This is a genomic window from Neptunomonas sp. (genome assembly GCF_041601355.1).
Taxonomy (GTDB): domain Bacteria; phylum Pseudomonadota; class Gammaproteobacteria; order Pseudomonadales; family Balneatricaceae; genus Neptunomonas.
This window is the reverse complement of sequence record NZ_JBFIIH010000062.1, coordinates 1-22,385: the sequence shown is the minus strand read 5'-3', so window position 1 is coordinate 22,385 and position 22,385 is coordinate 1. Positions and strand designations below refer to the sequence as shown.

At 45.1% G+C, this 22,385-nt stretch carries 20 protein-coding genes; 9 read left to right on the top strand and 11 right to left on the bottom strand.

Features of this window, described 5'->3' with window-relative positions:
- Window positions 1-130 precede the first annotated feature (130 nt).
- Together ABY436_RS11245 and ABY436_RS11240 are read left to right on the top strand one after the other, a co-directional pair.
- Window positions 131-1,159 (top strand): Fe(3+) ABC transporter substrate-binding protein, encoded by a 1,029-nt coding sequence (locus tag ABY436_RS11245; RefSeq protein WP_372739068.1) that lies wholly within the window; start codon window positions 131-133, stop codon window positions 1,157-1,159.
- Window positions 1,160-1,266: 107 nt separating this feature from the next.
- A complete protein-coding gene (locus tag ABY436_RS11240) occupies window positions 1,267-2,925 on the top strand; it encodes an ABC transporter permease (RefSeq protein ID WP_372739067.1) in 1,659 nt (552 codons plus the stop codon).
- Window positions 2,926-2,947: 22 nt separating this feature from the next.
- Here ABY436_RS11240 and ABY436_RS11235 read toward each other — a convergent pair whose 3' ends face one another.
- The 4 genes from ABY436_RS11235 to ampD all read right to left on the bottom strand — a co-directional run bounded on the left by ABY436_RS11235 (window position 2,948) and on the right by ampD (window position 7,405).
- A complete protein-coding gene (locus tag ABY436_RS11235; RefSeq protein WP_372739066.1) occupies window positions 2,948-4,180 on the bottom strand; it encodes a Wzy polymerase domain-containing protein in 1,233 nt (410 codons plus the stop codon).
- Between the two features lie 609 nt (window positions 4,181-4,789).
- Entirely contained in the window at window positions 4,790-5,839 is a 1,050-nt protein-coding gene (locus ABY436_RS11230; protein WP_372739065.1) for an ABC transporter ATP-binding protein, read from the bottom strand.
- Between the two features lie 67 nt (window positions 5,840-5,906).
- A complete protein-coding gene (locus tag ABY436_RS11225) occupies window positions 5,907-6,677 on the bottom strand; it encodes a hypothetical protein (RefSeq protein WP_372739064.1) in 771 nt (256 codons plus the stop codon).
- Entirely contained in the window at window positions 6,674-7,405 is a 732-nt protein-coding gene (ampD, locus tag ABY436_RS11220; RefSeq protein WP_372739063.1) for a 1,6-anhydro-N-acetylmuramyl-L-alanine amidase AmpD, read from the bottom strand. The genes ABY436_RS11225 and ampD overlap by 4 nt, the downstream gene beginning before the upstream one ends.
- 121 nt (window positions 7,406-7,526) lie before the next feature.
- On the opposite strand from ampD, the gene nadC reads away from it, so the two are divergent.
- Together nadC and ABY436_RS11210 are read left to right on the top strand one after the other, a co-directional pair.
- Window positions 7,527-8,381 (top strand): carboxylating nicotinate-nucleotide diphosphorylase, encoded by an 855-nt coding sequence (gene nadC, locus ABY436_RS11215; RefSeq protein ID WP_372739062.1) that lies wholly within the window; start codon window positions 7,527-7,529, stop codon window positions 8,379-8,381.
- A 55-nt stretch (window positions 8,382-8,436) separates the two neighbouring features.
- The gene (locus tag ABY436_RS11210; RefSeq protein WP_372739061.1) at window positions 8,437-8,829 is read left to right on the top strand and encodes a 3-phosphoshikimate 1-carboxyvinyltransferase; all 393 of its coding nucleotides are present in this window, start codon (window positions 8,437-8,439) and stop codon (window positions 8,827-8,829) included.
- 149 nt (window positions 8,830-8,978) lie between these two features.
- Here ABY436_RS11210 and ABY436_RS11205 read toward each other — a convergent pair whose 3' ends face one another.
- A complete protein-coding gene (locus ABY436_RS11205; protein ID WP_372739060.1) occupies window positions 8,979-9,326 on the bottom strand; it encodes a hypothetical protein in 348 nt (115 codons plus the stop codon).
- A gap of 221 nt (window positions 9,327-9,547) precedes the next feature.
- Complete coding sequence (locus ABY436_RS11200) at window positions 9,548-9,973, bottom strand: pilin (protein WP_372739059.1); 426 nt, start codon at window positions 9,971-9,973, stop codon at window positions 9,548-9,550.
- 349 nt (window positions 9,974-10,322) lie between these two features.
- Here ABY436_RS11200 and pilB point away from each other — a divergent pair, with 349 nt between their 5' ends.
- The 5 genes from pilB (at window position 10,323) to yacG (ending at window position 15,166) form a co-directional block, all read left to right on the top strand.
- Window positions 10,323-12,035: a type IV-A pilus assembly ATPase PilB gene (gene pilB / locus ABY436_RS11195; RefSeq protein WP_372739058.1), complete on the top strand. Its 1,713-nt coding sequence runs from the start codon at window positions 10,323-10,325 to the stop codon at window positions 12,033-12,035.
- A 24-nt stretch (window positions 12,036-12,059) separates the two neighbouring features.
- Window positions 12,060-13,283 (top strand): type II secretion system F family protein, encoded by a 1,224-nt coding sequence (locus ABY436_RS11190; RefSeq protein WP_090728755.1) that lies wholly within the window; start codon window positions 12,060-12,062, stop codon window positions 13,281-13,283.
- Between the two features lie 69 nt (window positions 13,284-13,352).
- On the top strand, window positions 13,353-14,273 hold the full coding sequence (locus ABY436_RS11185) for an A24 family peptidase (RefSeq protein ID WP_372739057.1): 921 nt from the start codon (window positions 13,353-13,355) through the stop codon (window positions 14,271-14,273).
- 39 nt (window positions 14,274-14,312) lie between these two features.
- A complete protein-coding gene (gene coaE, locus ABY436_RS11180) occupies window positions 14,313-14,939 on the top strand; it encodes a dephospho-CoA kinase (RefSeq protein WP_372739056.1) in 627 nt (208 codons plus the stop codon).
- Window positions 14,936-15,166 (top strand): DNA gyrase inhibitor YacG, encoded by a 231-nt coding sequence (gene yacG / locus ABY436_RS11175; RefSeq protein WP_372739055.1) that lies wholly within the window; start codon window positions 14,936-14,938, stop codon window positions 15,164-15,166. The genes coaE and yacG overlap by 4 nt, the downstream gene beginning before the upstream one ends.
- Here the strand turns inward: yacG and ABY436_RS11170 are convergent.
- From ABY436_RS11170 to ABY436_RS11150, 5 genes are all read right to left on the bottom strand, one after another.
- Entirely contained in the window at window positions 15,147-16,148 is a 1,002-nt protein-coding gene (locus ABY436_RS11170) for a Nudix family hydrolase (protein WP_372739054.1), read from the bottom strand. The two genes, yacG and ABY436_RS11170, sit on opposite strands and share 20 nt — an antisense overlap.
- 3 nt (window positions 16,149-16,151) lie before the next feature.
- Complete coding sequence (gene argJ / locus ABY436_RS11165) at window positions 16,152-17,399, bottom strand: bifunctional glutamate N-acetyltransferase/amino-acid acetyltransferase ArgJ (protein WP_372739053.1); 1,248 nt, start codon at window positions 17,397-17,399, stop codon at window positions 16,152-16,154.
- A 171-nt stretch (window positions 17,400-17,570) separates the two neighbouring features.
- On the bottom strand, window positions 17,571-20,342 hold the full coding sequence (gene secA / locus ABY436_RS11160; RefSeq protein WP_372739052.1) for a preprotein translocase subunit SecA: 2,772 nt from the start codon (window positions 20,340-20,342) through the stop codon (window positions 17,571-17,573).
- 213 nt (window positions 20,343-20,555) lie between these two features.
- Window positions 20,556-21,470: a UDP-3-O-acyl-N-acetylglucosamine deacetylase gene (gene lpxC / locus ABY436_RS11155; protein WP_372739051.1), complete on the bottom strand. Its 915-nt coding sequence runs from the start codon at window positions 21,468-21,470 to the stop codon at window positions 20,556-20,558.
- Between the two features lie 90 nt (window positions 21,471-21,560).
- Window positions 21,561-22,385 (bottom strand): cell division protein FtsZ (locus ABY436_RS11150; protein WP_372739050.1); only part of this gene is annotated, 825 nt, incomplete at its 5' end.

Here is a 22,385-nt window from a genome sequence, read left to right as displayed (position 1 = left end):
TATAAGTTAATGGTATTGAGAATTATACTCATCCGCATTGACAGCGAAGCTCTAAACGATAATAATTCGCGTTATCTTTTAACCGATCTATTCCAGATGCGATCTTTAATAAACAAGTAGGGTATAAACCATGTTGCGTAAATCTCTGTTTGCTCTTGCCACACTCTCGACAACCCTCGCCTTTAATCCAATGGCACAAGCGGAAGAAGTAAACATCTATTCTTATCGTCAGCCGTTTTTGATTGAGCCTTTATTAAAAGCATTCACAGAACAGACCGGCATTAAAACCAATGTGGTTTTTGCAAAAAAAGGGTTACTCGAGCGTCTCGAACACGAAGGCCGCAACTCACCGGCGGACATCCTGTTAACTTCCGATATCGGCCCCCTGTTTGACGCGACAGAAAAAGGACTTTTTGCGCCATTATCCAGTGATATTGTTAATGCAAACGTACCCGCCCAATTCCGTGATCCTGAAGGTCGCTGGGTTGGTCTGACATCGCGTGCCCGTTTAATTTACGCATCTAAAGATCGTGTTAAAGACGGTGAAATCACCTCTTACGAAGAACTCGCTGATCCTAAATGGAAAGGCCGTATCTGCACACGAAGCGGTAAGCATACCTATAACCTTTCTCTGATTGGCAGCATGATTGCTCATCACGGCGAAGAGGAAGCAGAAAACTGGTTAGGTGCTGTTAAAGAGAATCTGGCTCAAAAACCACAAGGAAATGACCGCGCTCAGGTAAAAGCGATCAAAGAAGGCGTCTGCGACCTTGCGCTGGGCAACTCCTATTATTTTGGACACATGCTCACTAACGACAAAGAACCTGAACAAAAGACATGGGCAGAATCAGTCAATCTGGTTTTTCCTAATCAGGCTGATCGCGGTACTCACATGAACATTTCCGGTGTAGGTATCACTAAACACGCGCCACATGCTGCCTCGGCACAAAAGCTGATTGAGTTCTTAACAGAAGAAAACGCTCAAAAATACTACGCGAATTCTAACTTCGAATTCCCGGTGCGCCCAAATACGCCTCGTTCAGAATTGATCGAAAAGTACATGGGTGAGTTTAAAGGTGATTCAATTAACCTTCAGCAAGTATCAGCACAGCGTTCGGCTGCAGCAAAACTGGTCGACAAAGTTGGTTTTGATAATTAAGAGCTCCTGATTTTTATGCACACAGGGTTCTGATTGACTAATGCGTTAATGACTTTACTTTACAAAAACGATAGTCTTCGCGGCTATCGTTTTGTTGTTTTGGGCTAATGAAAACACATTCTATCCGTGCTCATAATACCACTGGCTGGTATATCAGTAGCTGGGGTGCCGCTTTACTGGTGGCTCTTCCTGTTCTATCCGTATTCTATCTGGCGCTTTTTCCGGAAGAAAACATCTGGCGACATCTCGCTGATACTATCCTGCCCGTCTACATCAGTACGACGCTGAAGCTTATGTTCGGTGTCGCGTCACTGTCGGTCATTATCGGCGTAACGACCGCATGGCTGGTGACCATGTGTCAATTTCCGGGAAAGCGTTTTTTCGAATGGGCGTTGCTGCTTCCCTTCGCGGTCCCCGCTTATGTGATCGCTTATATATACACTGACATATTAGAGTTCGCCGGACCCGTACAGGGGTTTCTGCGAGATATATTTGGCTGGCAAAGTGCCAAAGACTACTGGTTTCCAGAGATTCGCTCACTCTCAGGTGCGATTCTGATGCTCACCTTTGTGCTGTATCCTTATGTTTACCTGATGTCACGCGCTGCTTTTTTAGAACAATCCATGAGCCTGAAAGATGCCAGCCGATTAATGGGCTGTAACCCATGGCAAAGTTTTTACCGTATTTCACTCCCCATCGCACGCCCCTCTATTGCGGTAGGTTTAGCACTGGTTTCCATGGAAACACTCAACGATTTCGGCACGGTTGACTATTTTGCAGTGCAAAGCATGAGCGCAGGTATTTATGATACCTGGCTCAATATGGGTAATTTGGGAGGCGCGGCGCAAATTGCGACCATGATGATGATCTTTGTCGTCGTGCTTATCGCCCTGGAACGCATTGCCCGGGCCAAACAAAAACAATTTCACAGCTCAGACCGCTTCAAAGCGATTCAGGCTTATCCATTAAACCGTATCAGGAGCACGCTTGCCTTTTTAGCCTGCTTATTACCGATACTGCTAGGCTTTATCATTCCGGTAGGTTTACTCGTCAGCTACTCAGCCAGCCATCTGGATCAGTTTTTATCGACCGACTTTTTAGCTCACGCCAGCCACAGTTTTTTACTGTCTGGCGGCGCTGCCCTGTTATGTCTGACGCTAGCCGTACTGCTCACCTATGCAAAACGCTTAAACCCCAACCGCCTCGGACTGACTTCAGCCGTACGCTTTTCCAGTTTAGGTTACGCGCTACCAGGCGCTGTATTAGCCATTGGCGTGATCATTCCACTCGCTGCTTTCGATAACCGTGTCGATGCTTTTATGCGCGCACAATTCAACTTTTCGACAGGGCTACTATTAAGCGGTACTGTTTTTGCTGTGATTTTTGCTTACTGTGTTCGCTTTCTTGCGGTAGCCACCGGCGCCGTAGACAGCTCATTAAATAAAGTCACACCGACGATGGACATGGCCTCCCGATCACTTGGCATGTCACCCAGCAAAACACTGATAAAAGTTCACTTTCCTCTCATCAAAGGCGGTTTACTGACGGCGACGTTAGTTGTGTTTGTCGATTGTATGAAAGAACTGCCCGCCACCCTGATTTTACGCCCTTTTAACTACGACACGCTGGCCACCTATGTATATCAGTACGCCTCCGATGAGCAGCTTGAACAGTGTGCACTGGCAGCACTATTAATAGTGCTGGTAGGGATTATACCGGTGATACTGCTGAGCAAATCCATTACCGGGACACGCTCAGCGCATTAGGCAGTCGTTATTTAGGAATAAATCAATAAAGACTATATTTCTCTTTAACTTCTTTAGCTGTTTTCAATATCAAAGGATGATCGCGATATAGGTAGAGGGCCCGATCTATGGTGGCCTGCATCTTCACAGAGTCGCCTAGATAAGCATAGGCACGAATCAGGTCTACGAAAACACCTATATCAGGTACATGCTTGATATACACTTGTAACCACTCAACATATTCTAACGTTACACTGGTCCCCTTCGATAACTTCTCCGCTTCAGAAAAATGAGCTAATAATAGACGCGTTGCTACTTCAGAAAAATAAGGATGTTGTTGAATCGCGTTTAATTCTGCAAGTTTAGCTTTGTCCGAATAAAGCATATGAACTATACGGTTAGAGTAATATAAGGATGTAGTACAAAACCAAAGCACTACAAGCATAAGCATAATTGATAGCCCTCTGATTAGCGCCCCTGCTGCAAAGCTCACACGCAAAGGGTAAACCTTACTTCCCGATTGATTAAAAACGACAAACAATAGAAATAAGAACATCACCCAATGATAAGCCGATACATAAAATGGATGTTCAACTTGAGTATGAAGAGCAATAGGGAGCAATAATGCCGCCATCGCTCCTCCGCGCTGCCAGCCTAAACAAATTAGCTGACAAAGCACCGCAACAATTGCAAAAAGAAAAGCCAACAGCCCAACAGCACCACCTTCAATACCCCACAATAGCAACTCGTTATGCGGATGTGAAAACCAAAGTCCCAAATTAAATCCATCGGTTTTTAACTGATATTCAGCAGCTTTTTCATGAAACACTTGCTGAAAACTGCCAATTCCATGCCCTAACAACGGCTTATCTTTAATAATCTCCCAACTAATACGATAAACATCTTTACGAATATCCTGCCCTTGCCCACTCAGTTGCTCTATTTTCGAATAAGCACGCAGGGCTCCATCATTAATAATAAGCCCTGAACCACCACCTGCTAGCAATACCACAAGCATTCCTAACGCCCAACCGCGGCGTAACTTAAGCAGACTAAAGCGCGACAGTAGTATCAGTACCAACGCAGCACTTCCGCCCAATAGACCGACACGCGAGTCTGAACTCATCAACGTAAAAGTGGACAACAATAAACATATGAGGGGCAGCGATTTAACCCACACAGGCCGTCCACGAAAATCCGGCGAACTTATTAGATAAACTGATAAAGCAATGGCGGTTGCCATAAGGCTAGCCTGAACATTTGGTTGTTGAAACATACCAATGGATATCGGGTCGTCAACATTGGGTATAAAGTTGGATAGAAGAGCCCCTGGTAACAGCTGTATAACACCAACCAGAGCATGTAACGACAATGCGCCACACCAAACATACAAGCCGCTGTTAACATCTCGACGAGAAGTTTTAAATTGAAACAACCCAAAAAACAGCAAAAAACCTAACAGGATAGCTGATATACGCAACATCCAGGAAAGAGGCTGCTCCGTCCCGACAATAAATCCCGTTAACAGAATTAACAATGGCATCGCTAAGATCAAAACAAAGAAAGGAGGCATCCGAATTGTCTGCTGTTGCCACATCCTCCAAACAGCCAGAAGAATAACAAACGCTGTCGCCATCCACACTATTGAATTATGAGGAATAAATAAACCCTCGCCCCCCATATTCGGATGAAAGTAAAAAGCGGAAAAAAATAAAGCGATACATGCTGTAAAAAAGGGCCAGCGAGTCAAGAAGGGGGATGAAAATGAGAGGTGCAAAAAACACTCCTTATCAATAGCAGCCGCTCGCTTTGACATAGCAACTTACTGAATTAACTATAGTTGAATTAATAAGTTTAAATCATAGTCTATAAAATAGATTTTACGTTAGGCGGGAAAAACAATGGGCCGATGCACCGCAACTTCGATACCGACAACATCTCCGATTTTAAAGGGTAGCAACTCTCTTACCAGCGCCGATACCGCTCTGCCAGAGTCCAGTTGCAGACGGTAGCGTGTCGCTTCACCCATAAACTCGCGACTTAACACTTGCGCTTTGGTATGCGCTTCACTGTAAACCACCGGTGAAATATCTGCCGGACGGATGAAAAGCTTAACCGCTTGCTGTGGGTTTAGTGATAGCGGTTCGGCGAACTCAAGCAGACCCAGTTCAGTTTCAACACGCGCCTCTGCCAGACAAGTGCCATTAAACAGCTCGCCTTCACCGACAAATTTAGCTACCTGCACGGATTCCGGACGGTAATAAAGCGATTCGGCCGTACCCCACTGCTGCAACTTTCCGTCTGCTAATATACCCAGCACATCACTAATCACAAACGCCTCTTCCTGATCATGAGTAACCACAACCGCCGCAATTCCCTGCTGTTTGATAATATCCCGCACCTCTAACGACAGCTCTTTACGCATCTCTGTGTCCAGGTTTGAAAAAGGCTCATCCATTAACAATAAGCGAGGACGCGACGCCAATGCTCGCGCCAATGCCACACGCTGCTGCTGTCCACCCGAAAGCTCATGAGGAAAACGTTTTGACAGGTCAGGCAACCTCACCAGATCTAACATTGACAGAACAATCTCATTTTTTTCAGCCCGAGTTTTATTCTTAAGCCCAAAAGCGATGTTATCTGCGACGCTAAGATGAGGAAAAAGCGCATAATCCTGAAACACCATGCCCATCTGGCGTTTCTCAGGAGGAAGCGTTGCCGACGTGGATGAGACTTCCTGCCCCTGCATACGAATAGAACCCGCAGCAACCGGATTAAAGCCTGCCAGCGCACGCAACAAGGTTGTTTTACCACACCCGCTAGGCCCTAACAGGCAAGCGATCTCTCCCTCTTTAATTGCGAAGCTGACACCTTCGACAATCACATGGTTAGCATAGGCACAGGAAAGAGATTCAACCGACAGCAGTGAGGACATTAAAAACAACCAGATATATTAAAATTCAAAAACGTATGATAAATGAAAATAATTATCAGTTATAGCGTTAATACAACGGCGAACTCATACCAAAAATCACGCTAAGTCCCATTAGGAGCAACCAGACCAATAACACCCTCTCATGCAGGCTTTTTAAAGAAGTAATACTATGTAAAGCAAGCTTTTCATCCTTAGCTATGGCCTCACGGGCCGCCGCCACTAAGCCCGCATCCGAAAACCTACCCGATGTAATCACAGGCCATACCGCCACAGAATGACCACAAATATAATAGGTAAAGATCAGCGGAAATTGCATAGCTCGTCTTAACAGCTTAAAGAAGGCGGGCGTACGCTGGCAGTCATCACTAAAATCAAATACCAGTACGGCAAAAATCAACCCTACAGATCCTAGCATCCAGAACATTAACAAGGGTAAGAAGAAAAGATTAAACATTAAGACAACATACTTATCAAAAACCTCAGCCTCCAACGTCTCATCCGTTCCTATTTCATTTGAAGACAAGGCCAACAAGTCCGAAGCATGCAGATAAGCCGCCTCGGCATCCCCTCGCTGTACATACCCAATATACTGATCCAACATCCCCGTAGCGCTTGGCCTGACCACCAGATAAAAAAACAGCAGGCACTGTAATATCAGCGTTGCCAGCCCATATGCCACATCTGACAAAGTTATCAATACCCACTCTACAACCAGCGAAAATACACAAGCAATAATAAAACGCCCTAACCAATGTTGTTCGGAGCTGAATATTGACAATGGCCGGTACTGAGTGAATCTACGTAAAGCTAATACAAACAATATCGCAAGAAACTTCATACCTGCTCCTTCTTAGCATCTGGCTGATTAGTGCCTGGCTCATTCAGAGCTGATTCATTAAAGCCCGGGTCATTAAAGCATGAGTGATGATCATCACAGCTAGTTTCATCAGCAGCGCTAACCAACTGAAAAAAATAAGGCCAATTAAATGATTCTCCCGGATCAGTTTTTCGTCCCGGTGCTATATCAGAGTGCCCGACAATAGAAGATGTTGAGATAGCGGGGTAAGCAACCCGAATAGCAAACGTGACAGCCGCCAGAGCCTGATATTGTTGATAGGTATAGGCAAGATAATCAGTACCTTCCATCTCTATTCCGATCGAGAAGTCATTACAATTGACACGCCCGGCAAAACAAGAGACACCCGCATGCCAGGCACGCTCATTCAAATTGACGAACTGAATAACCTTGCCGCTTCGCGTAATCAGCAGATGTGCCGACACATTTAAGTCCGCTATTTCAGCAAAATAGGGATGGGCGTTAACAGGCAAGATATTTTGAAAAAAAGCTTCGATATAACCGTTTTCAAACTGCGCCGGGGGCAAACTTATATTATGAATCACCAGCAGCTCAATAGCGGCCACTAACATGTCTTGATTAAGAGAGCTTTCATTAGACGCTGGACGTGCGTTGTAATCAGGCGATGGACGCACATTATAATTAGGTGACGGGCACCATTGGCAGTTGGAGAGTAAGCCATTTTCAATTTTATACGTTGTTTTCAGCACTTAACCTACTCGCCTTGTTAGTATTGGGCTAAAATTGCCAAATGATTAATATAAACATTTTAGCATGCAATGTTTATACAAGCAGTCAGACAACCATTTATTCAAAACAGCCCGGAACACTATGTTAACTATCACCGACCTGAAACCTGTTATCTACGCCAATGTTACAGCAGCACTGACAGAAGATGTCGGTAGTGGCGACATTACTGCCCTGTTGATTTGTGAAACAGAGCAAGCAACGGCCCGCGTCATTTCACGTGAATCAGCAGTGATCAGCGGTACCGCATGGGTTGATGAAGTGTTTCGTCAGGTAGATCCCAACATGCAGATCCAATGGCAAATCAAAGATGGCGACCAAGTAAAGCCTGATCAGGTGCTGTTTACTGCTAAAGGGTCAGCACGATCTTTACTCACAGCAGAGCGTTGTGCGCTTAATTTTTTACAAACCCTATCCGGCACCGCCACTATCAGTCAACACTACGCGGATAAGGTGGCTAGCACTTCGGTTCGTTTACTCGATACCCGTAAAACCATCCCAGGTTTACGTATGGCACAAAAATATGCCGTCACTTGTGGTGGGTGCTACAACCACCGTATTGGTCTTTATGATGCTTTTCTGATTAAAGAGAACCACATCATGGCATGCGGCGGGATTAAACAAGCGATTGAAACCGCCCAGAAAACGGCTCCCGGTAAAAAAGTAGAAGTGGAAGTAGAAACACTGGCACAACTCCAACAAGCGTTAGATGCGCATGCAGACATCATTATGCTGGATAATTTTGCGCCAGAAGAACTCCGCGAAGCGGTTGCTATTAATAAAGCACTCGCAAACAGCGCTCAGGCTAAACTGGAAGCCTCTGGCAATATTACCGATGACACCCTACTCAATATTGCTCAAACAGGAGTTGATTACATATCGATAGGAGCGCTCACCAAACACTGTCGTGCCATCGATCTATCGATGCGCTTGATCTAACTGAAGACTCTAACCAAATAATCTAATTAAGAAGCGTCTGAACAAGGACTATATAGTGCAAAACGATCCTTTTATAGACGGCTTAAAAGATCGCCTACCGGATGACCTGAAGGAATCCTTCACCCAAGAGCAGCTCGCCGCGCTTAAAATTGCTTTTGGCGCACGCAAGTGGGGGCAGCACTCTATTGATCTGCGAGGTACCCTGAAATTCTGGCGCTGGCGCTATTATTTTGTTTTCCTGGCAGGGCGAAATAAGCGGGATCTTTCTCGACGCGAACAAGACCTATCCCGCATAGCCACCGCCTTTGCAGTGGCTTCGTTTTTGTTATTTGCAACAATCCTAGGGCTGATAGTTCTGTATCTGATCAAATCAGCACTGGGGATTGATATATTCCCCAATTACTCACTCGGTTTGTGGGGATGGTTTAAAAGTCAGTTCTTGATGTGAGTATATTTCAGCCACCGCCTGACGGCGGCTGAATTCAATACGCTGAGAATTCACTTTTCTCAGCTTATGCAAACTTCACTGATGAACATTCACTTACGGACACTCCTTTTACGAGCATCTCTTTAGTGACACCTTTATGGGCATCTTTTTTACAGGCACTTAGCTGAACCAAGCAAGCCCCAATCATCAGACTTCTGAATCTTAACCACATCGTAAATCTCAATCAGCAAACCCGACACCGGCAACGAACGTCCTGTTAGTAATTCACAGGCTTTATTAGCCGCCACATCACCGCTAATCCCGTCAGGAACGATACCTAATGCGAGAATTTTATCGTCACTCCACCACACAGGTCGCGCAGGGAACAATGGATCATCCAGCAAAGTCTGCTCAATCAGTAATTTAACGTCTGGTGGAATGAGTTGTTTTGTTTGATTGATGTAAAGAGTAACCGCTATAGAAGCAGCGATAAGGAGGATAATTATTGTACGCTTCATAGAAAATCAGACCAACCTAACGTGAGTAATCAATAAAAGATAATACTTTGAAGTTAGATAAAAACAAAGAATAAAAGATTCAAAGCTGTTGATAAAAAAGGAAATACTTAATGTATGAGGATAATCGCTAGGTGGGATATTTCTACTTTGCTAAGGCCAGCGCAGTATTACTTGAGCAAAAAAAACCCGCTATCATCATAGCGGGTTGATAATTATAGCTTTTATCGGCAATTACTTGGACGGAATGTACCGTCAACGCTACCACCATTACAAGTCCACGTAACGCCACCACTAGCTGCTGTTGGCGCCAGAATGATAGTAGCACCAGATGTTACTTTTCCATTATATGTTACTGTTATCGCACCAGAGGTACCAATAGCCACACTATTGACTGCATTCCCAGTAATATTAGTTGATGCAGTCATTCCTGCACTTGCATTAGTCGTAGGAAAAGCTGCTTGTGAAGAATAATATTCAGTCACTGCTGTTTTTGCTGCTGCAGCCAACGTCAAGCCTTCAGTCACATGTGCTCTTTTTGTGTAATCCTGATACGCAGGCAATGCAATCGCTGCCAGAATACCGATAATCGCTACTACGATCATCAGCTCGATCAATGTAAAACCCTGTTGTTTTTTCATGTTTCTCATGTGTGCTTCTCCAGCGACTTTTCGATAATTAAAAGTAATATTTAAATTGGTGAATCCGTATTTCCTTGTATCGGTACCTTGTATAAGAAGTACTTACTGACCAGTGTAGACCAGCTTTTCCTAATTTCCACAGAGGCAAGTAAAAATTTACTAAATCTAAAAAATCAATTTATTCTTTTAATAGTAATTTAGTTTGTGCTGTTGCGGCCTGAATATTAGCCTATAATTATTAATGACTTGTGAATGGGTTCAATTTAGATTTAAAGCCAAATAAAAGGGAAATGAATTCAAGCCCCCACAAAATAACCGAACAGGTTATCAAAGAATAATTATGGATAAAGGAGAGTACATGCAGGTTCAGCAACCTTTAAGCGGCCTAGCCAGAAGACTGGTTAAAGACGGTGTATTCTCTGCGGATGTGGCCCGTAACGCGATTGAAAAAGCGCGGGCTTCTCAAAAACCTTTTATCAGCCACATCATAGATGAACGACTAGTGAGTGCACATCGTGCTGCCAGCGCAGCTTCAGATGAATTTGGTTTACCTTTGCTGGATCTCAACTGTGTCAATACTGATACTATTCCGCAGGGCTTAGTCGCTGATAATCTGATCTCCAAGCACCATGCTATTCCGTTAGTAAAACGCGACAACAGGCTCTATGTCGCGCTGGCAGACCCGACAAACATCCAGGCTTTGGATGAATTTAAGTTCCATACAGGGATTACTACCGAAGGGGTCATAGTAGAGGAAGATAAACTCAAACAGTTTATTGAAGCATTCCTTGATGGACAAGGCTCTGCGCTTGAAGAGCTTGAGGATACCGACCTCGATTCGCTGGAAATTGACGATGGTAGCGCCAAGGAAGAAGAAGAGCAAAGCAGTGAAGATGCCTCCAAAGATGCTCCCATTGTGCGCTTTGTAAACAAAATCTTACTCGACTGCATCAAAAAAGGCGCATCCGATATTCACTTTGAGCCTTATGAAAAAAGCTACCGTATCCGCAGCCGTATAGATGGTATCTTGCAGGAAATTGCCAAACCACCTAACAACCTTGCCAAACGCTTATCGGCGCGCTTAAAAGTCATGTCACAGATGGATATCTCCGAGAGACGTATGCCACAGGATGGCCGGATCAAGATGAAGATATCTAAAAACCGCGCCATTGATTTTCGTGTTAACACGCTCCCTACCCTTTGGGGTGAAAAAATAGTACTGCGTATTCTCGATCCTTCCAGTGCCAAAATGGGGGTTGATGCACTCGGCTTTAGCCAGGTGCAGAATGATCTGTACATGAGCACTTTACACAAACCACAAGGAATGATCCTGGTTACCGGCCCGACTGGTAGTGGTAAAACGGTAACGCTGTATACAGGCCTCAATATACTTAACACACCTGAATTGAATATTTCTACCGCGGAAGATCCTGTTGAGATAAACCTTGAAGGAATTAACCAGGTGCATGTAAATGCCAAAGTCGGTTTAACCTTTGCCGAAGCATTACGCTCCTTCCTGCGACAGGATCCGGATGTGGTCATGGTCGGGGAGATTCGCGACCTTGAAACCGCTGAAATCGCAGTAAAAGCCGCGCAAACCGGCCATATGGTACTTTCGACACTGCACACAAACAGCGCGCCGGAAACGCTCACCCGATTACGCAATATGGGTGTCGCATCGTTCAACGTGGCTACTTCTGTCAGCTTAATTATTGCTCAACGCTTGGCACGCCGTTTATGCGAGCCTTGTAAACGCGCTTCGTCTGTACCAGAAGCAGCATTAATGGAAGAAGGCTTTACCCCTGAACAGATGCAGAATATGACGCTGTACGAAGCCAATCCTGACGGCTGCGCTAAGTGCACACGTGGATATAAAGGCCGCGTAGGTATTTATGAGATGCTACCTATGACCCCTGAAATAGCAGAAGTGATTATGAATAATGGCTCCTCTATCGATATTATCCGTATTGCCCGCGAACAAGGATTCAGACCACTTCGCCAAACCGGACTGGATAAGGTGGCTCAAGGCCTCACCAGCCTGGAAGAGATAAACCGAGTTATTAAAACCTGATAGCAGAAAAAGGAACAGATAAAGATGGCAGCCAAACAAAAAAAATCCGTTACTTATAGCTGGCAGGGCAAAGACAAAAGCGGCAATATAAGTAAAGGTAAAATTGATGCGACCGATATAGCAACTGCAAAGGCACTGCTGCGCAAACAAGGCATTCTACCAAAAAAGGTGGCTAAGGAATCCTCAGGATCCCTGTTTAGTGATAAAAGCAAACCCATAAAACCCTTAGATATTGCCTATTTCACCCGACAAATTGCCACCATGATGCGCGCGGGTGTACCTCTTCTGCAGGGGATGGATATTGTCGCTAACGGCGTTGAAAAAACCAAAGTCAAAGAACTGATTCACGACATTCGCGCGTCCGTGAATGGCGGTCAGGACTTTGCCGCCTCACTAGCCGACCACCCTAAATACTTTGATGAACTTTATTGCAGCCTGGTAAGCGCCGGCGAACAATCTGGTGCCCTGGAAACCATGCTTGACCGTATTGCTACTTATAAAGAAAAAGTGGAATCATTAAAGAAAAAGATTAAAAAAGCGATGACCTACCCAGCCGCGGTGTTAGTAGTCGGTATTATTGTTTCCGCTATTCTGCTGGTCAAAGTAGTGCCTCAATTCGAAAGTGTCTTCTCAAGCTTTGGCGCTGAACTACCTGCGTTTACACAATTTGTAGTTGGACTATCTGAGTTCGCTCAAACCTATTGGTTTATTGCACTAATAGGCATAATGCTAATCGGTTTTTCTTTTGTCAAAATGAAAGAAAAGTCTCAAAAATTTGCCGACTTTATTGATAGAGCGGTACTCAAACTACCTGTGTTAGGTGAAATATTACACAAAGCAGCCATTGCTCGTTTCGCGCGAACATTATCAACCACCTTTGCTGCCGGTGTCCCGCTGGTGAATGCCTTAGACTCCGCCTCCGGTGCAGCCGGAAACGTTGTTTATCGCACCGCCATTATTCAAATCCGTAATGGTGTTTCTACCGGCCAATCCTTACAGAACGCGGTCACTATGACAGGTGTGTTTCCCAACATGGCGATACAGATGATCGCTATTGGCGAGGAAGCAGGCTCTTTGGATGGGATGCTCGACAAGGTCGCCAGCTTCTATGAAGAGGAAGTCGATAATGCAGTGGACAACCTTTCCAGCCTGATGGAACCGATGATTATGGCCGTGCTGGGCATTTTGGTAGGCGGCCTGGTTATCGCCATGTATCTGCCGATCTTCCAGTTAGGTAATGTCGTATAGCGAACCATCCATTATTGCAGGCATTGATTATGCCTTTATATAAATTTTTAGTTTGGTGATACAGACAAGATGACGACTTATTTAACAGGACTGATAACCTGGCTTAGTGCTGAACCACTGTATGCGGCAATGTTTACCTTTGTTTTCGCTTTATTAGTTGGCAGCTTTTTAAATGTTGTGATCTACCGGATTCCGGTAATGATGGAGCGAGAATGGCAAGAAAGCCTGATAGAAGAAGCGTTACCCGATAGCCAATCAGTTGATATCCATAGCACTGATAAAAAGGACGCTAAGGAAACCTTCAATCTGGCCACACCGGCATCCACCTGTCCCCGTTGCCAACATAAGATTCGCTGGTATGAAAACATCCCGGTTGTTAGTTATCTGTTTTTACGCGGCCGGTGCTCAGGTTGCAAAACCTCTATTTCGTTGCGCTACCCTGTCATAGAACTGTTAACCGCGCTATTGAGTGTTATTGCTGTAACCAAGTTTGGTTTCAATACTAATGGATTAGCTGCCGTATTTTTCACCTGGTGCTTAGTGGCATTAACCTTTATTGATATTGACCATCAACTACTACCTGACAGAATAGTACTGCCACTCTTATGGCTAGGCCTGCTGATCAACTCTCAAACTAGTTCTCAAGATAGCTTCACATCATTGTCTTCCGCCGTATGGGGAGCCGCTCTCGGTTATCTGATTCTCTGGTCTGTTTACTGGTTATTTAAACTTCTCACGGGTAAAGAAGGCATGGGCTATGGTGACTTCAAACTCCTGGCGGCGCTGGGAGCCTGGTGTGGTGCCACGGCTCTGCCTTTAATCATTTTACTCTCTTCAGTTACCGGTGTTATTCTGGCGGTAATCCTGATGTTATCGAGAAAACACCAAGCTCAAAACCCACTTCCCTTCGGGCCTTATTTAGCGATTGCCGGTTGGATAGCGCTACTCTGGGGTGATCAGATAACAGCAGCCTATCTTTTGATGTTATAGTGAATATTGGTTTTTCTGAAAATTTTGAAACATCATTAAGTGAGTTTTATTATGTTAGTGGTTGGTTTAACGGGTGGAATTGGTAGCGGAAAAAGTGCGGCTTCAGCGCAGTTTGAAGCACTGGGCAGGCCCGTAATTGATGCTGATATTATTGCACGTGAAGTCGTGGAACCAGGCGAAGCGGCATTAACCAGGATTGTTGAGCACTTTGGCCCGGCTATATTAGCCGATAATGGAACGTTAAATCGCGCTCACTTAAGAGAAACCGTGTTTTCAGACACCAAATCTCGTGAATGGCTTGAACAATTACTCCATCCTATTATCCGCCACCGCATTATGGATAAAATAGAAAGTTACCAAGATATGACACCTTTTGTCATTCTTGCCTCTCCTCTGCTACTGGAAACAGATCAGCATAAAATGGTTGATCATGTCGTTGTTATTGATCTGCCTGAAAATCTACAGGTTGAACGTGCGGCATCCCGCGATGCTAATAACGAAGAGCAGATCAAACGTATTATGGCTGCTCAACTTAGCCGACAAGCGCGGCTTGATCTAGCCGATAGCGTGTTAGAAAATAGCAGCACCTTAGACAACCTGAAAAATCAGATAAAACTATTGGATATAAAATTACGTGAATTGGCTGTTAACGAGTACCGCGTATGAAGAAGATTAAATGTCCGCAATGTGGCGGGCCATCCATTTGGGATGAAAAGAATAAATCCCGCCCTTTCTGCAGTGACCGCTGCAAATTGATTGATTTAGGTGCGTGGGCCAGCGAAGAGTATCAAATACCCGCTTCACCCTCTGTAGATGATCTTGATGACTATACTGAAGATGATTACACCCAGAATTCTTTATCTGGCTCTCTACCTAAGTCCACCAGGCATTAATAGCCGCGATACCTTGCGCCCCAATGTCAAACGCACGCGGTAAATCATCTGCGTGCATACCTCCCAGTAAAAATACCGGCAATGCAGTTTCTGAAATCAATTTTTCTGCCTCGAGCCAGCCGATGGCGGGTGTCTCTGGGTGGCTGCTCGTAGCGCTGACAGGAGATAAAGTGACGTAATCACACTTGAGCGTCACCGCTCGATTCAATTCATCAACAGAATGACAGGATGCACCCAAAAAGCGCCCGCTAAATTCTTCTCTGCCAGTAAGCGCCATTAAACGCGCTGATGTCAGGTGTAGTCCATCCGCGTTCAGGCGATTAGCCAGCTCAACCGAACAGTTTAGCGTCAGCAGTGCGCTTTTATTATCAAGAGCCTTGTGACCAGCAGCCTTAATAATGGATTCTTTTTCTATAGTGGCATTTGTCGAGGCTTGTATAGCGGCCTTTATAGCAACAGCCCAGCGATAATAATCATCGTCTGTCAACTGCTTCTGCCTTAGCATTACCCATTGCAAGTCATGCTTATCAATCGCTGCTTTGATACCGCCAAGACACTCTGATAAAGACTCACAGACTGGCGTGATTAACGCTTTATCTGGCAAGAGTACCGCATTAAGAATAGGCTTATTTGCCGCAGGAAAAGCGTAAGAATCCAGTTCGTTAGCCGGTACCCAGCAGACTTCCTGCCCCTCTTTACCCCAGGCCGTCCCGGCAAAAGCAGTCACTCGGAATACATCTAAAAACACAGATTTATCGGCGTAATGATAAGGAACCTGAATCAGAGGCTGACTCTCGGTTACCTGAATCCCGACTTCTTCATCAAGCTCGCGAATCAAAGCGGCGGCGGGCGATTCTCCCGATTCAACTTTTCCGCCGGGGAACTCCCACAATCCGCCCTGATGTTTATCATCAGGACGTTTTGCGAGGAAAATATTACCCAAGCCGTCTTCTATAACCGCCGCCGCCACATGAATGATCATCGATTAACTACGGTAGTCTGCGTTAATAGTGACGTACTCAGTTGAGAGATCGGTGGTCCATACTGTCTCGTTGATCGTGCCACGATTCAGTACAATTTTTATCAGAATATTTTCCTGACTCATGACCTTTTTTCCGGCTTCTTCTGTGTAACTGTCAGCTCGTCCACCCTTTTCAACGATACACACTTCATCAAGATAGATTTGCAAATTATCCAGCTGCAGGTTTTCAATACCTGCCCTTCCGACCGCGGCCAGGATACGCCCCCAGTTCGGGTCACTGGCAAACAGTGCAGTTTTCACCAGCGGCGAATGTGCGACGGTATAAGCAGTTGCCAGCGCTTCTTGCTGTGATGCAGCCTGTTCGACCCGAATGGTTACCAGCTTAGTAGCGCCTTCACCGTCTTTAACAATAGCCAATGACAATTCCAGCATCACCTGATGCAAAGCGTCTTTGAACAAGCGATACAGGGTGTCATTCTCTTTTGTAACCTCTGCACCTGACTTACCAGTCGCAATCAGCATACAAGAATCATTCGTCGAGGTATCACCGTCTATGGTAATGCGATTAAAGGTTAAATCTGCCGCTTCAGTTAACAACGCCTGAAGCAGTTCTGCACTCACAGCGGCATCCGTTGCCACAAAACCCAGCATGGTCGCCATATTAGGCATAATCATGCCTGCACCTTTGGAGATACCGGTTACCGTGATGGTTTTACCTTCATAAACAAACTGAACACAGGCTCCTTTGGGGCGCGTATCTGTTGTCATGATTCCTTCTGCCGCTTCTGCCCAGCGGTTTTCATCCAGACTCTCTAATGCATCAGGCAAAGCAGCAACGATTTTCTCAACAGGCAACGGCTCACCGATAACACCGGTAGAGAACGGCAAGATGTCTTCTTTCTTAACCTTAAGCTCAGTACTCTCAGCATGAGCAGTCGTAGCGACTTCGGCCAGCGCTGTACAACAAGCATAGGCATTCTTCATGCCTTTCTCACCCGTTCCTGCATTCGCGTTACCCGTATTAATCAATAGGTAACGATTTTTTCCCTGCTTTAAGTGCGCTTTAGAAACAATAACGGGCGCTGCACAAAATGCATTTTTGGTAAAAACACCCGCGAGTGTTGCCTTCTTAGCGATTTCTATAACAACCACGTCTTTACGGCCAGGTTTTTTAATGCCAGCAGAAGCGATGCCCAAACGCACACCGCTTACAGGATGAAGTACTGGTAATGTTGCCGGTCCTACTGCCATGTTATTTTCCTCTCAAAGAAACTCTTAACCAAACTATTAATAAAATTATTAATAAAACCAATAAAACTACTAAAACTACTAAAACTACTAATAAAACTCTTAACAAATCTATTAACAAAACAAAGAAAGCAGCCAAAGCTGCTTTCAAATATTAACTATTATAAATAGTGATCACTTATTTAATTGCCCGTGACACTGCTTATATTTTTTACCGGAACCACACGGACACGGCTCATTTCTGCCAACCTTGGGCTGGTCTCTGACGAATGTTTCCTGCACAGGCATGACCCTGTCATCTGCATTACTATCTGCATCGGCGGCTGTATTTTCATTTGCCTCGTCGGCAAAGCCAGTATTGCTTTGATGCTCAAAATTCATCTGTTGTTGTTCTAATTGTTCACGACGTTGCTGTTCAACGGCCTCAACTTCTTCAGGCATTTGCACCTGAACATGGCTGAGTATTTTAATAACATCGCGTTTAATATTTTCAAGTAGCTCCTGAAACAGTGCAAACGACTCACGCTTATATTCCTGTTTAGGATTTTTTTGTGCATAACCCCGTAGATGGATACCCTGACGCAAATGATCCATGGTTTGCAGATGCTCTTTCCATAACGTATCCAGTACCTGGAGCATCACCTGCTTCTCAAACAAACGGATACTCTGCTCACCGGCAATAGTCGCTTTAAGCTCGTAAGCACCGCTAATTTCCGCCTGGATTTTCTCCCGCAAGGTTTCTTCATGCAGCGAACTATCTTCATCAAGCCATTGCTGAACCGGCAATGCCAAAGCAAACTCTGCTTCTAACGCACGCTCTAACCCGGCAACATCCCACTGTTCAGCCAGACTCTGCGGAGGTATATGGTTACTAATAGACTTGTCGATGACCTCTTGGCGGATAGCGACAATAGTGTCAGAAATATCGTCAGAGGCCATCAGCTCATTACGCTGATTGTAAATTACGGTACGCTGATCATTGGCCACATCATCATATTCTAATAATGACTTACGGATATCAAAGTTACGCCCTTCCACTTTTCGCTGAGCTTTTTCAATCGCGTTGGACACCATTTTATGCTCAATCGCTTCGCCTTTTTCCATCCCCAGCGCTTGCATAAAGCCACGCACACGGTCAGAAGCAAAGATACGCATCAAATCATCTTCCAATGATAAGAAGAAGCGTGATGAACCAGGATCACCCTGTCGACCTGCACGACCACGTAACTGGTTATCGATACGACGAGACTCGTGACGCTCAGTACCGATGATATGCAAACCACCCGCTGCAATTACCTGCTGATGACGCGCTTCCCAATCTGCGTTTGCTGCTGCCAGCTCCTCTTCTGTCGGATTGTCCAGCGCTTCCAGTTCTGCTTCCAGATTACCGCCAAGCTTAATATCCGTACCACGTCCGGCCATATTGGTGGCGATGGTTACAGCTCCGGGGCGTCCGGCATCAGTAATAATGGACGCTTCACGTTCATGGTTTTTCGCGTTCAGCACATTATGCTCAACATTGGCTTTATTCAGGTAGTTAGAGATCAGCTCTGACGACTCTACCGATGCGGTACCCACCAATACGGGTTGACCCCGTTCTCGGCAGTCACGAATCTCTTTAATAATCGCATCATATTTTTCTTCCATAGTGAGGAAGATGATGTCGTTTGAATCGATTCGCGCTACCGGCTGGTTAGTTGGAATGACCAACACATCCAGGCCATAAGTCTGACGCAACTCAAATGCTTCAGTATCGGCCGTCCCTGTCATACCGGCCAACTTCTGGTAAAGACGGAAGTAGTTCTGGAATGTAGTGGATGCCAGCGTCTGACTTTCCAACTGAATAGGCACGCCTTCTTTCGCTTCAACAGCCTGATGCAAACCTTCAGACCAACGACGGCCCGGCATAATACGCCCGGTATGCTCATCAACGATAACGACCTGACCATCCTGGATAATGTAATCTTTGTCACGAATAAAGAGATTGTGTGCGCGAAGAGCCGCTAATACGTGATGCAGACAATTAAGGTTATGCGGCGCATATAAACTCTCACCTTCTGCCAGGATACCTTCTTTAGTCAACAACTCCTCGATGATCTGATGACCCGCCTCGGTCAACTCGACAGTGCGATTTTTCTCATCAACAACAAAGTGCTCGTTAATATTTTGCTCAGTGTCTTTAGGATCTATTTCGCCATCAAAACGCGTCAGCTGAGGAATCAGCAGATTGACTTTTTTGTACATCGCGGAGCTGTCTTCAGCCGGACCAGAAATAATCAACGGCGTTCGGGCTTCATCAATCAGAATAGAGTCGACTTCATCGACCACCGCATAATGAAAGTCTCTTTGTACTTTCTCAGCAAGACTGAACGCCATGTTGTCACGCAGATAATCAAAGCCGAATTCGTTGTTAGTACCGTAGGTAATATCTGCTGCATATGCTGCACGTTTAACTTCAGGGTCCTGACGTGATAAAACAACACCCACTGTTAACCCCAACGCTTCATACAAGGGACGCATCCATTCAGCATCACGGCTAGCCAGATAATCGTTAACCGTTACCAGATGAACCCCTTTACCCTCCAGGGCATTCAGGTAAACGGCCAGGGTCGCTACCAGCGTTTTACCTTCACCTGTTCGCATCTCAGCGACATTACCTTCATGCAGCGTAATACCACCGATTAACTGCACATCAAAGTGACGCATACCCATAGAGCGTTTAGATGCCTCACGAACTAACGCAAACGCTTCAGGAAGAATCACGTCAAGGGTAGTGCCGTTAGCGATTTGCTGTTTGAAATCTTCTGTTTTGGCTATTATTTCAGCATCCGACAGTTTTTCGATCTCTTCTTCAAACGCATTGATCAGCTTAACCAGCTTCCCCATACGCTTTAACTCTCGATCGTTTTTATTACCAAAGACTTTTTTAAACAATGAGGTCAGCATATATAAATTATCTTTCCGTAAGTTCCAGAAGCCAAAGCAACTGCACTTTTGTTATTAAGGTATATGATTATAAAGGTAAATAGTAAAATGAATACTCTGTTTTATTAGGGCTGTGTTAAGTATTTCAACCACCGCACTAATAAAGTTATAAACTGTTTCTCTTCATATATTAAAAAGCCGGGCTATAGCCCGGCATTCTAATCATCACACAATTTAATCAGCCAGAACCGGCTGCTGGTACGAGATCGGAGCTTTTTGCTCCTGATCTTCAAACGTAACAACTTCCCAGGCATCTGTTGTTTCCAACAACTTATTCAGTAATAAATTGTTCAGGGAGTGGCCTGATTTATAACCAATAAACTCACCAATTAAGCTTTTACCCAGCAGATACAAATCACCCACCGCATCCAGAACTTTATGCTTCACAAACTCGTCATCGTAACGCAAACCATCGTCATTCAGAATACGGTAGTCATCGACAACAATCGCATTTTCCAAGCTGCCACCTAAAGCAAGGTTTTGTGAACGCAAGTATTCAAAATCACGCATAAAGCCAAACGTTCTCGCCCGGCTTACTTCTTTCACAAAAGAGGTGCTTGAGAAGTCCAGTGTGGTTTCTTTATTACGACCTTCAAAAGCAGGGTGCTCAAATTCAATACTAAAGCCGACTTTAAAGCCATCAAAAGGACGAAAAGTAGCTGACTTACCATCAGAAGAAACCGTGATTTCTTTTTTAATACGGATAAACTGCTTAGCGGCTTCCTGCTCAGCGATACCCGCTGATTGAATCAGGAATACAAACGGCGCTGCACTTCCATCCATAATCGGCACTTCTTCAGAGCTCAACTCGACAATAACATTATCGATACCTAAACCGGCCAAAGCAGATAGCAGATGCTCAACCGTAGCAACACGTACACCACCCTTACCTAAATTGGTAGATAATGTCGTATCAACTACATTTTCTGTGCAAGCAGGAATATCTACAACCGGATCAACATCAGTACGGCGAAAAACAACACCCGTATTTACAGAGGCCGGTTTGAGCGTTAAATACACTTTTTGGCCGGTGTGCAGACCAATTCCGGTAGCCTTAATACTGTTCTTCAGGGTTCTTTGTCTGATCATGCGTCCGCCAATGTGAAAAATATCTCTATAACTCAAAATAGTAACAAAATGGCGCCAAATCAGCAACCAATGCCACCGCCAAGACTGATCTTAATCAACCTGTCGACGAAGGTATGTGGGTATATCCAACATATCGACATCTTGCTGTTTATCCGCCTTATGATCCGGGCTTTTAACAGGTTCGACCAGTGCTTCCTGCTTCTGACGACGCAAAACCGAAGGCAGCTCTATTTGATTAAACTTAGGCTTGTTTTCGCTACGCTGATGAGAAGGTTTTACAGCCTCAACGGTTTCCAGACGCTTGTCAAAACCGGTAGCCACGACGGTCACTTTAATATCATCTTTCATTTCAGGATCGATTACCGTACCCACAACGATGGTCGCGTCATCAGCGGCATATTCTTCGACGATGTGACCAACTTCAGTAAATTCGCCTAAGCTCAGATCCAGGCCAGCGGTTATGTTTACCAGAATACCACTCGCCCCTTTCAGGTCGACATCTTCGAGTAATGGACTGTTTATTGCTGCCTCAGCCGCTACGGTTGCACGATCTTCTCCTCGTGCTGTTCCGGTGCCCATCATCGCCATGCCCATTTTAGACATCACGGTTCGCACGTCTGCAAAGTCGACGTTGATCATACCCGGACGCGTGATCAAATCTGCGATCCCCTGCACGGCACCGCGCAATACATCATTTGCGGCATTAAATGCAGATATCAGACTGCAGTTACGCCCCAGCACTTTCATCAATTTTTCATTCGGTATAATGATCAGTGAGTCTACGTTTTCACGTAATTCCGTAATCCCTTCATCCGCAAGCTTCATACGCTTACGGCCTTCAAACGGAAAAGGCTTGGTCACAACAGCAACGGTCAGAATACCCATCTCTTTTGCCACTTCTGCAACAATAGGTGC

Excerpts from the sequence above, each read along its gene's own strand:
- secA (WP_372739052.1), bottom strand. The coding sequence starts at position 20,342 with ATGCTGACCTCATTGTTTAAAAAAGTCTTTGGTAATAAAAACGATCGA.
- ABY436_RS11230 (WP_372739065.1), bottom strand. The coding sequence starts at position 5,839 with ATGTCCTCACTGCTGTCGGTTGAATCTCTTTCCTGTGCCTATGCTAAC.
- ABY436_RS11225 (WP_372739064.1), bottom strand. The coding sequence starts at position 6,677 with ATGAAGTTTCTTGCGATATTGTTTGTATTAGCTTTACGTAGATTCACT.
- ABY436_RS11170 (WP_372739054.1), bottom strand. The coding sequence starts at position 16,148 with ATGATCATTCATGTGGCGGCGGCGGTTATAGAAGACGGCTTGGGTAAT.
- ABY436_RS11200 (WP_372739059.1), bottom strand. The coding sequence starts at position 9,973 with ATGAGAAACATGAAAAAACAACAGGGTTTTACATTGATCGAGCTGATG.
- nadC (WP_372739062.1), top strand. The coding sequence starts at position 7,527 with ATGTTAACTATCACCGACCTGAAACCTGTTATCTACGCCAATGTTACA.
- ABY436_RS11205 (WP_372739060.1), bottom strand. The coding sequence starts at position 9,326 with ATGAAGCGTACAATAATTATCCTCCTTATCGCTGCTTCTATAGCGGTT.
- ABY436_RS11235 (WP_372739066.1), bottom strand. The coding sequence starts at position 4,180 with ATGTTTCAACAACCAAATGTTCAGGCTAGCCTTATGGCAACCGCCATT.
- ABY436_RS11185 (WP_372739057.1), top strand. The coding sequence starts at position 13,353 with ATGACGACTTATTTAACAGGACTGATAACCTGGCTTAGTGCTGAACCA.
- argJ (WP_372739053.1), bottom strand. The coding sequence starts at position 17,399 with ATGGCAGTAGGACCGGCAACATTACCAGTACTTCATCCTGTAAGCGGT.
- yacG (WP_372739055.1), top strand. The coding sequence starts at position 14,936 with ATGAAGAAGATTAAATGTCCGCAATGTGGCGGGCCATCCATTTGGGAT.
- ABY436_RS11245 (WP_372739068.1), top strand. The coding sequence starts at position 131 with ATGTTGCGTAAATCTCTGTTTGCTCTTGCCACACTCTCGACAACCCTC.
- ABY436_RS11240 (WP_372739067.1), top strand. The coding sequence starts at position 1,267 with ATGAAAACACATTCTATCCGTGCTCATAATACCACTGGCTGGTATATC.
- lpxC (WP_372739051.1), bottom strand. The coding sequence starts at position 21,470 with ATGATCAGACAAAGAACCCTGAAGAACAGTATTAAGGCTACCGGAATT.
- pilB (WP_372739058.1), top strand. The coding sequence starts at position 10,323 with ATGCAGGTTCAGCAACCTTTAAGCGGCCTAGCCAGAAGACTGGTTAAA.
- ABY436_RS11190 (WP_090728755.1), top strand. The coding sequence starts at position 12,060 with ATGGCAGCCAAACAAAAAAAATCCGTTACTTATAGCTGGCAGGGCAAA.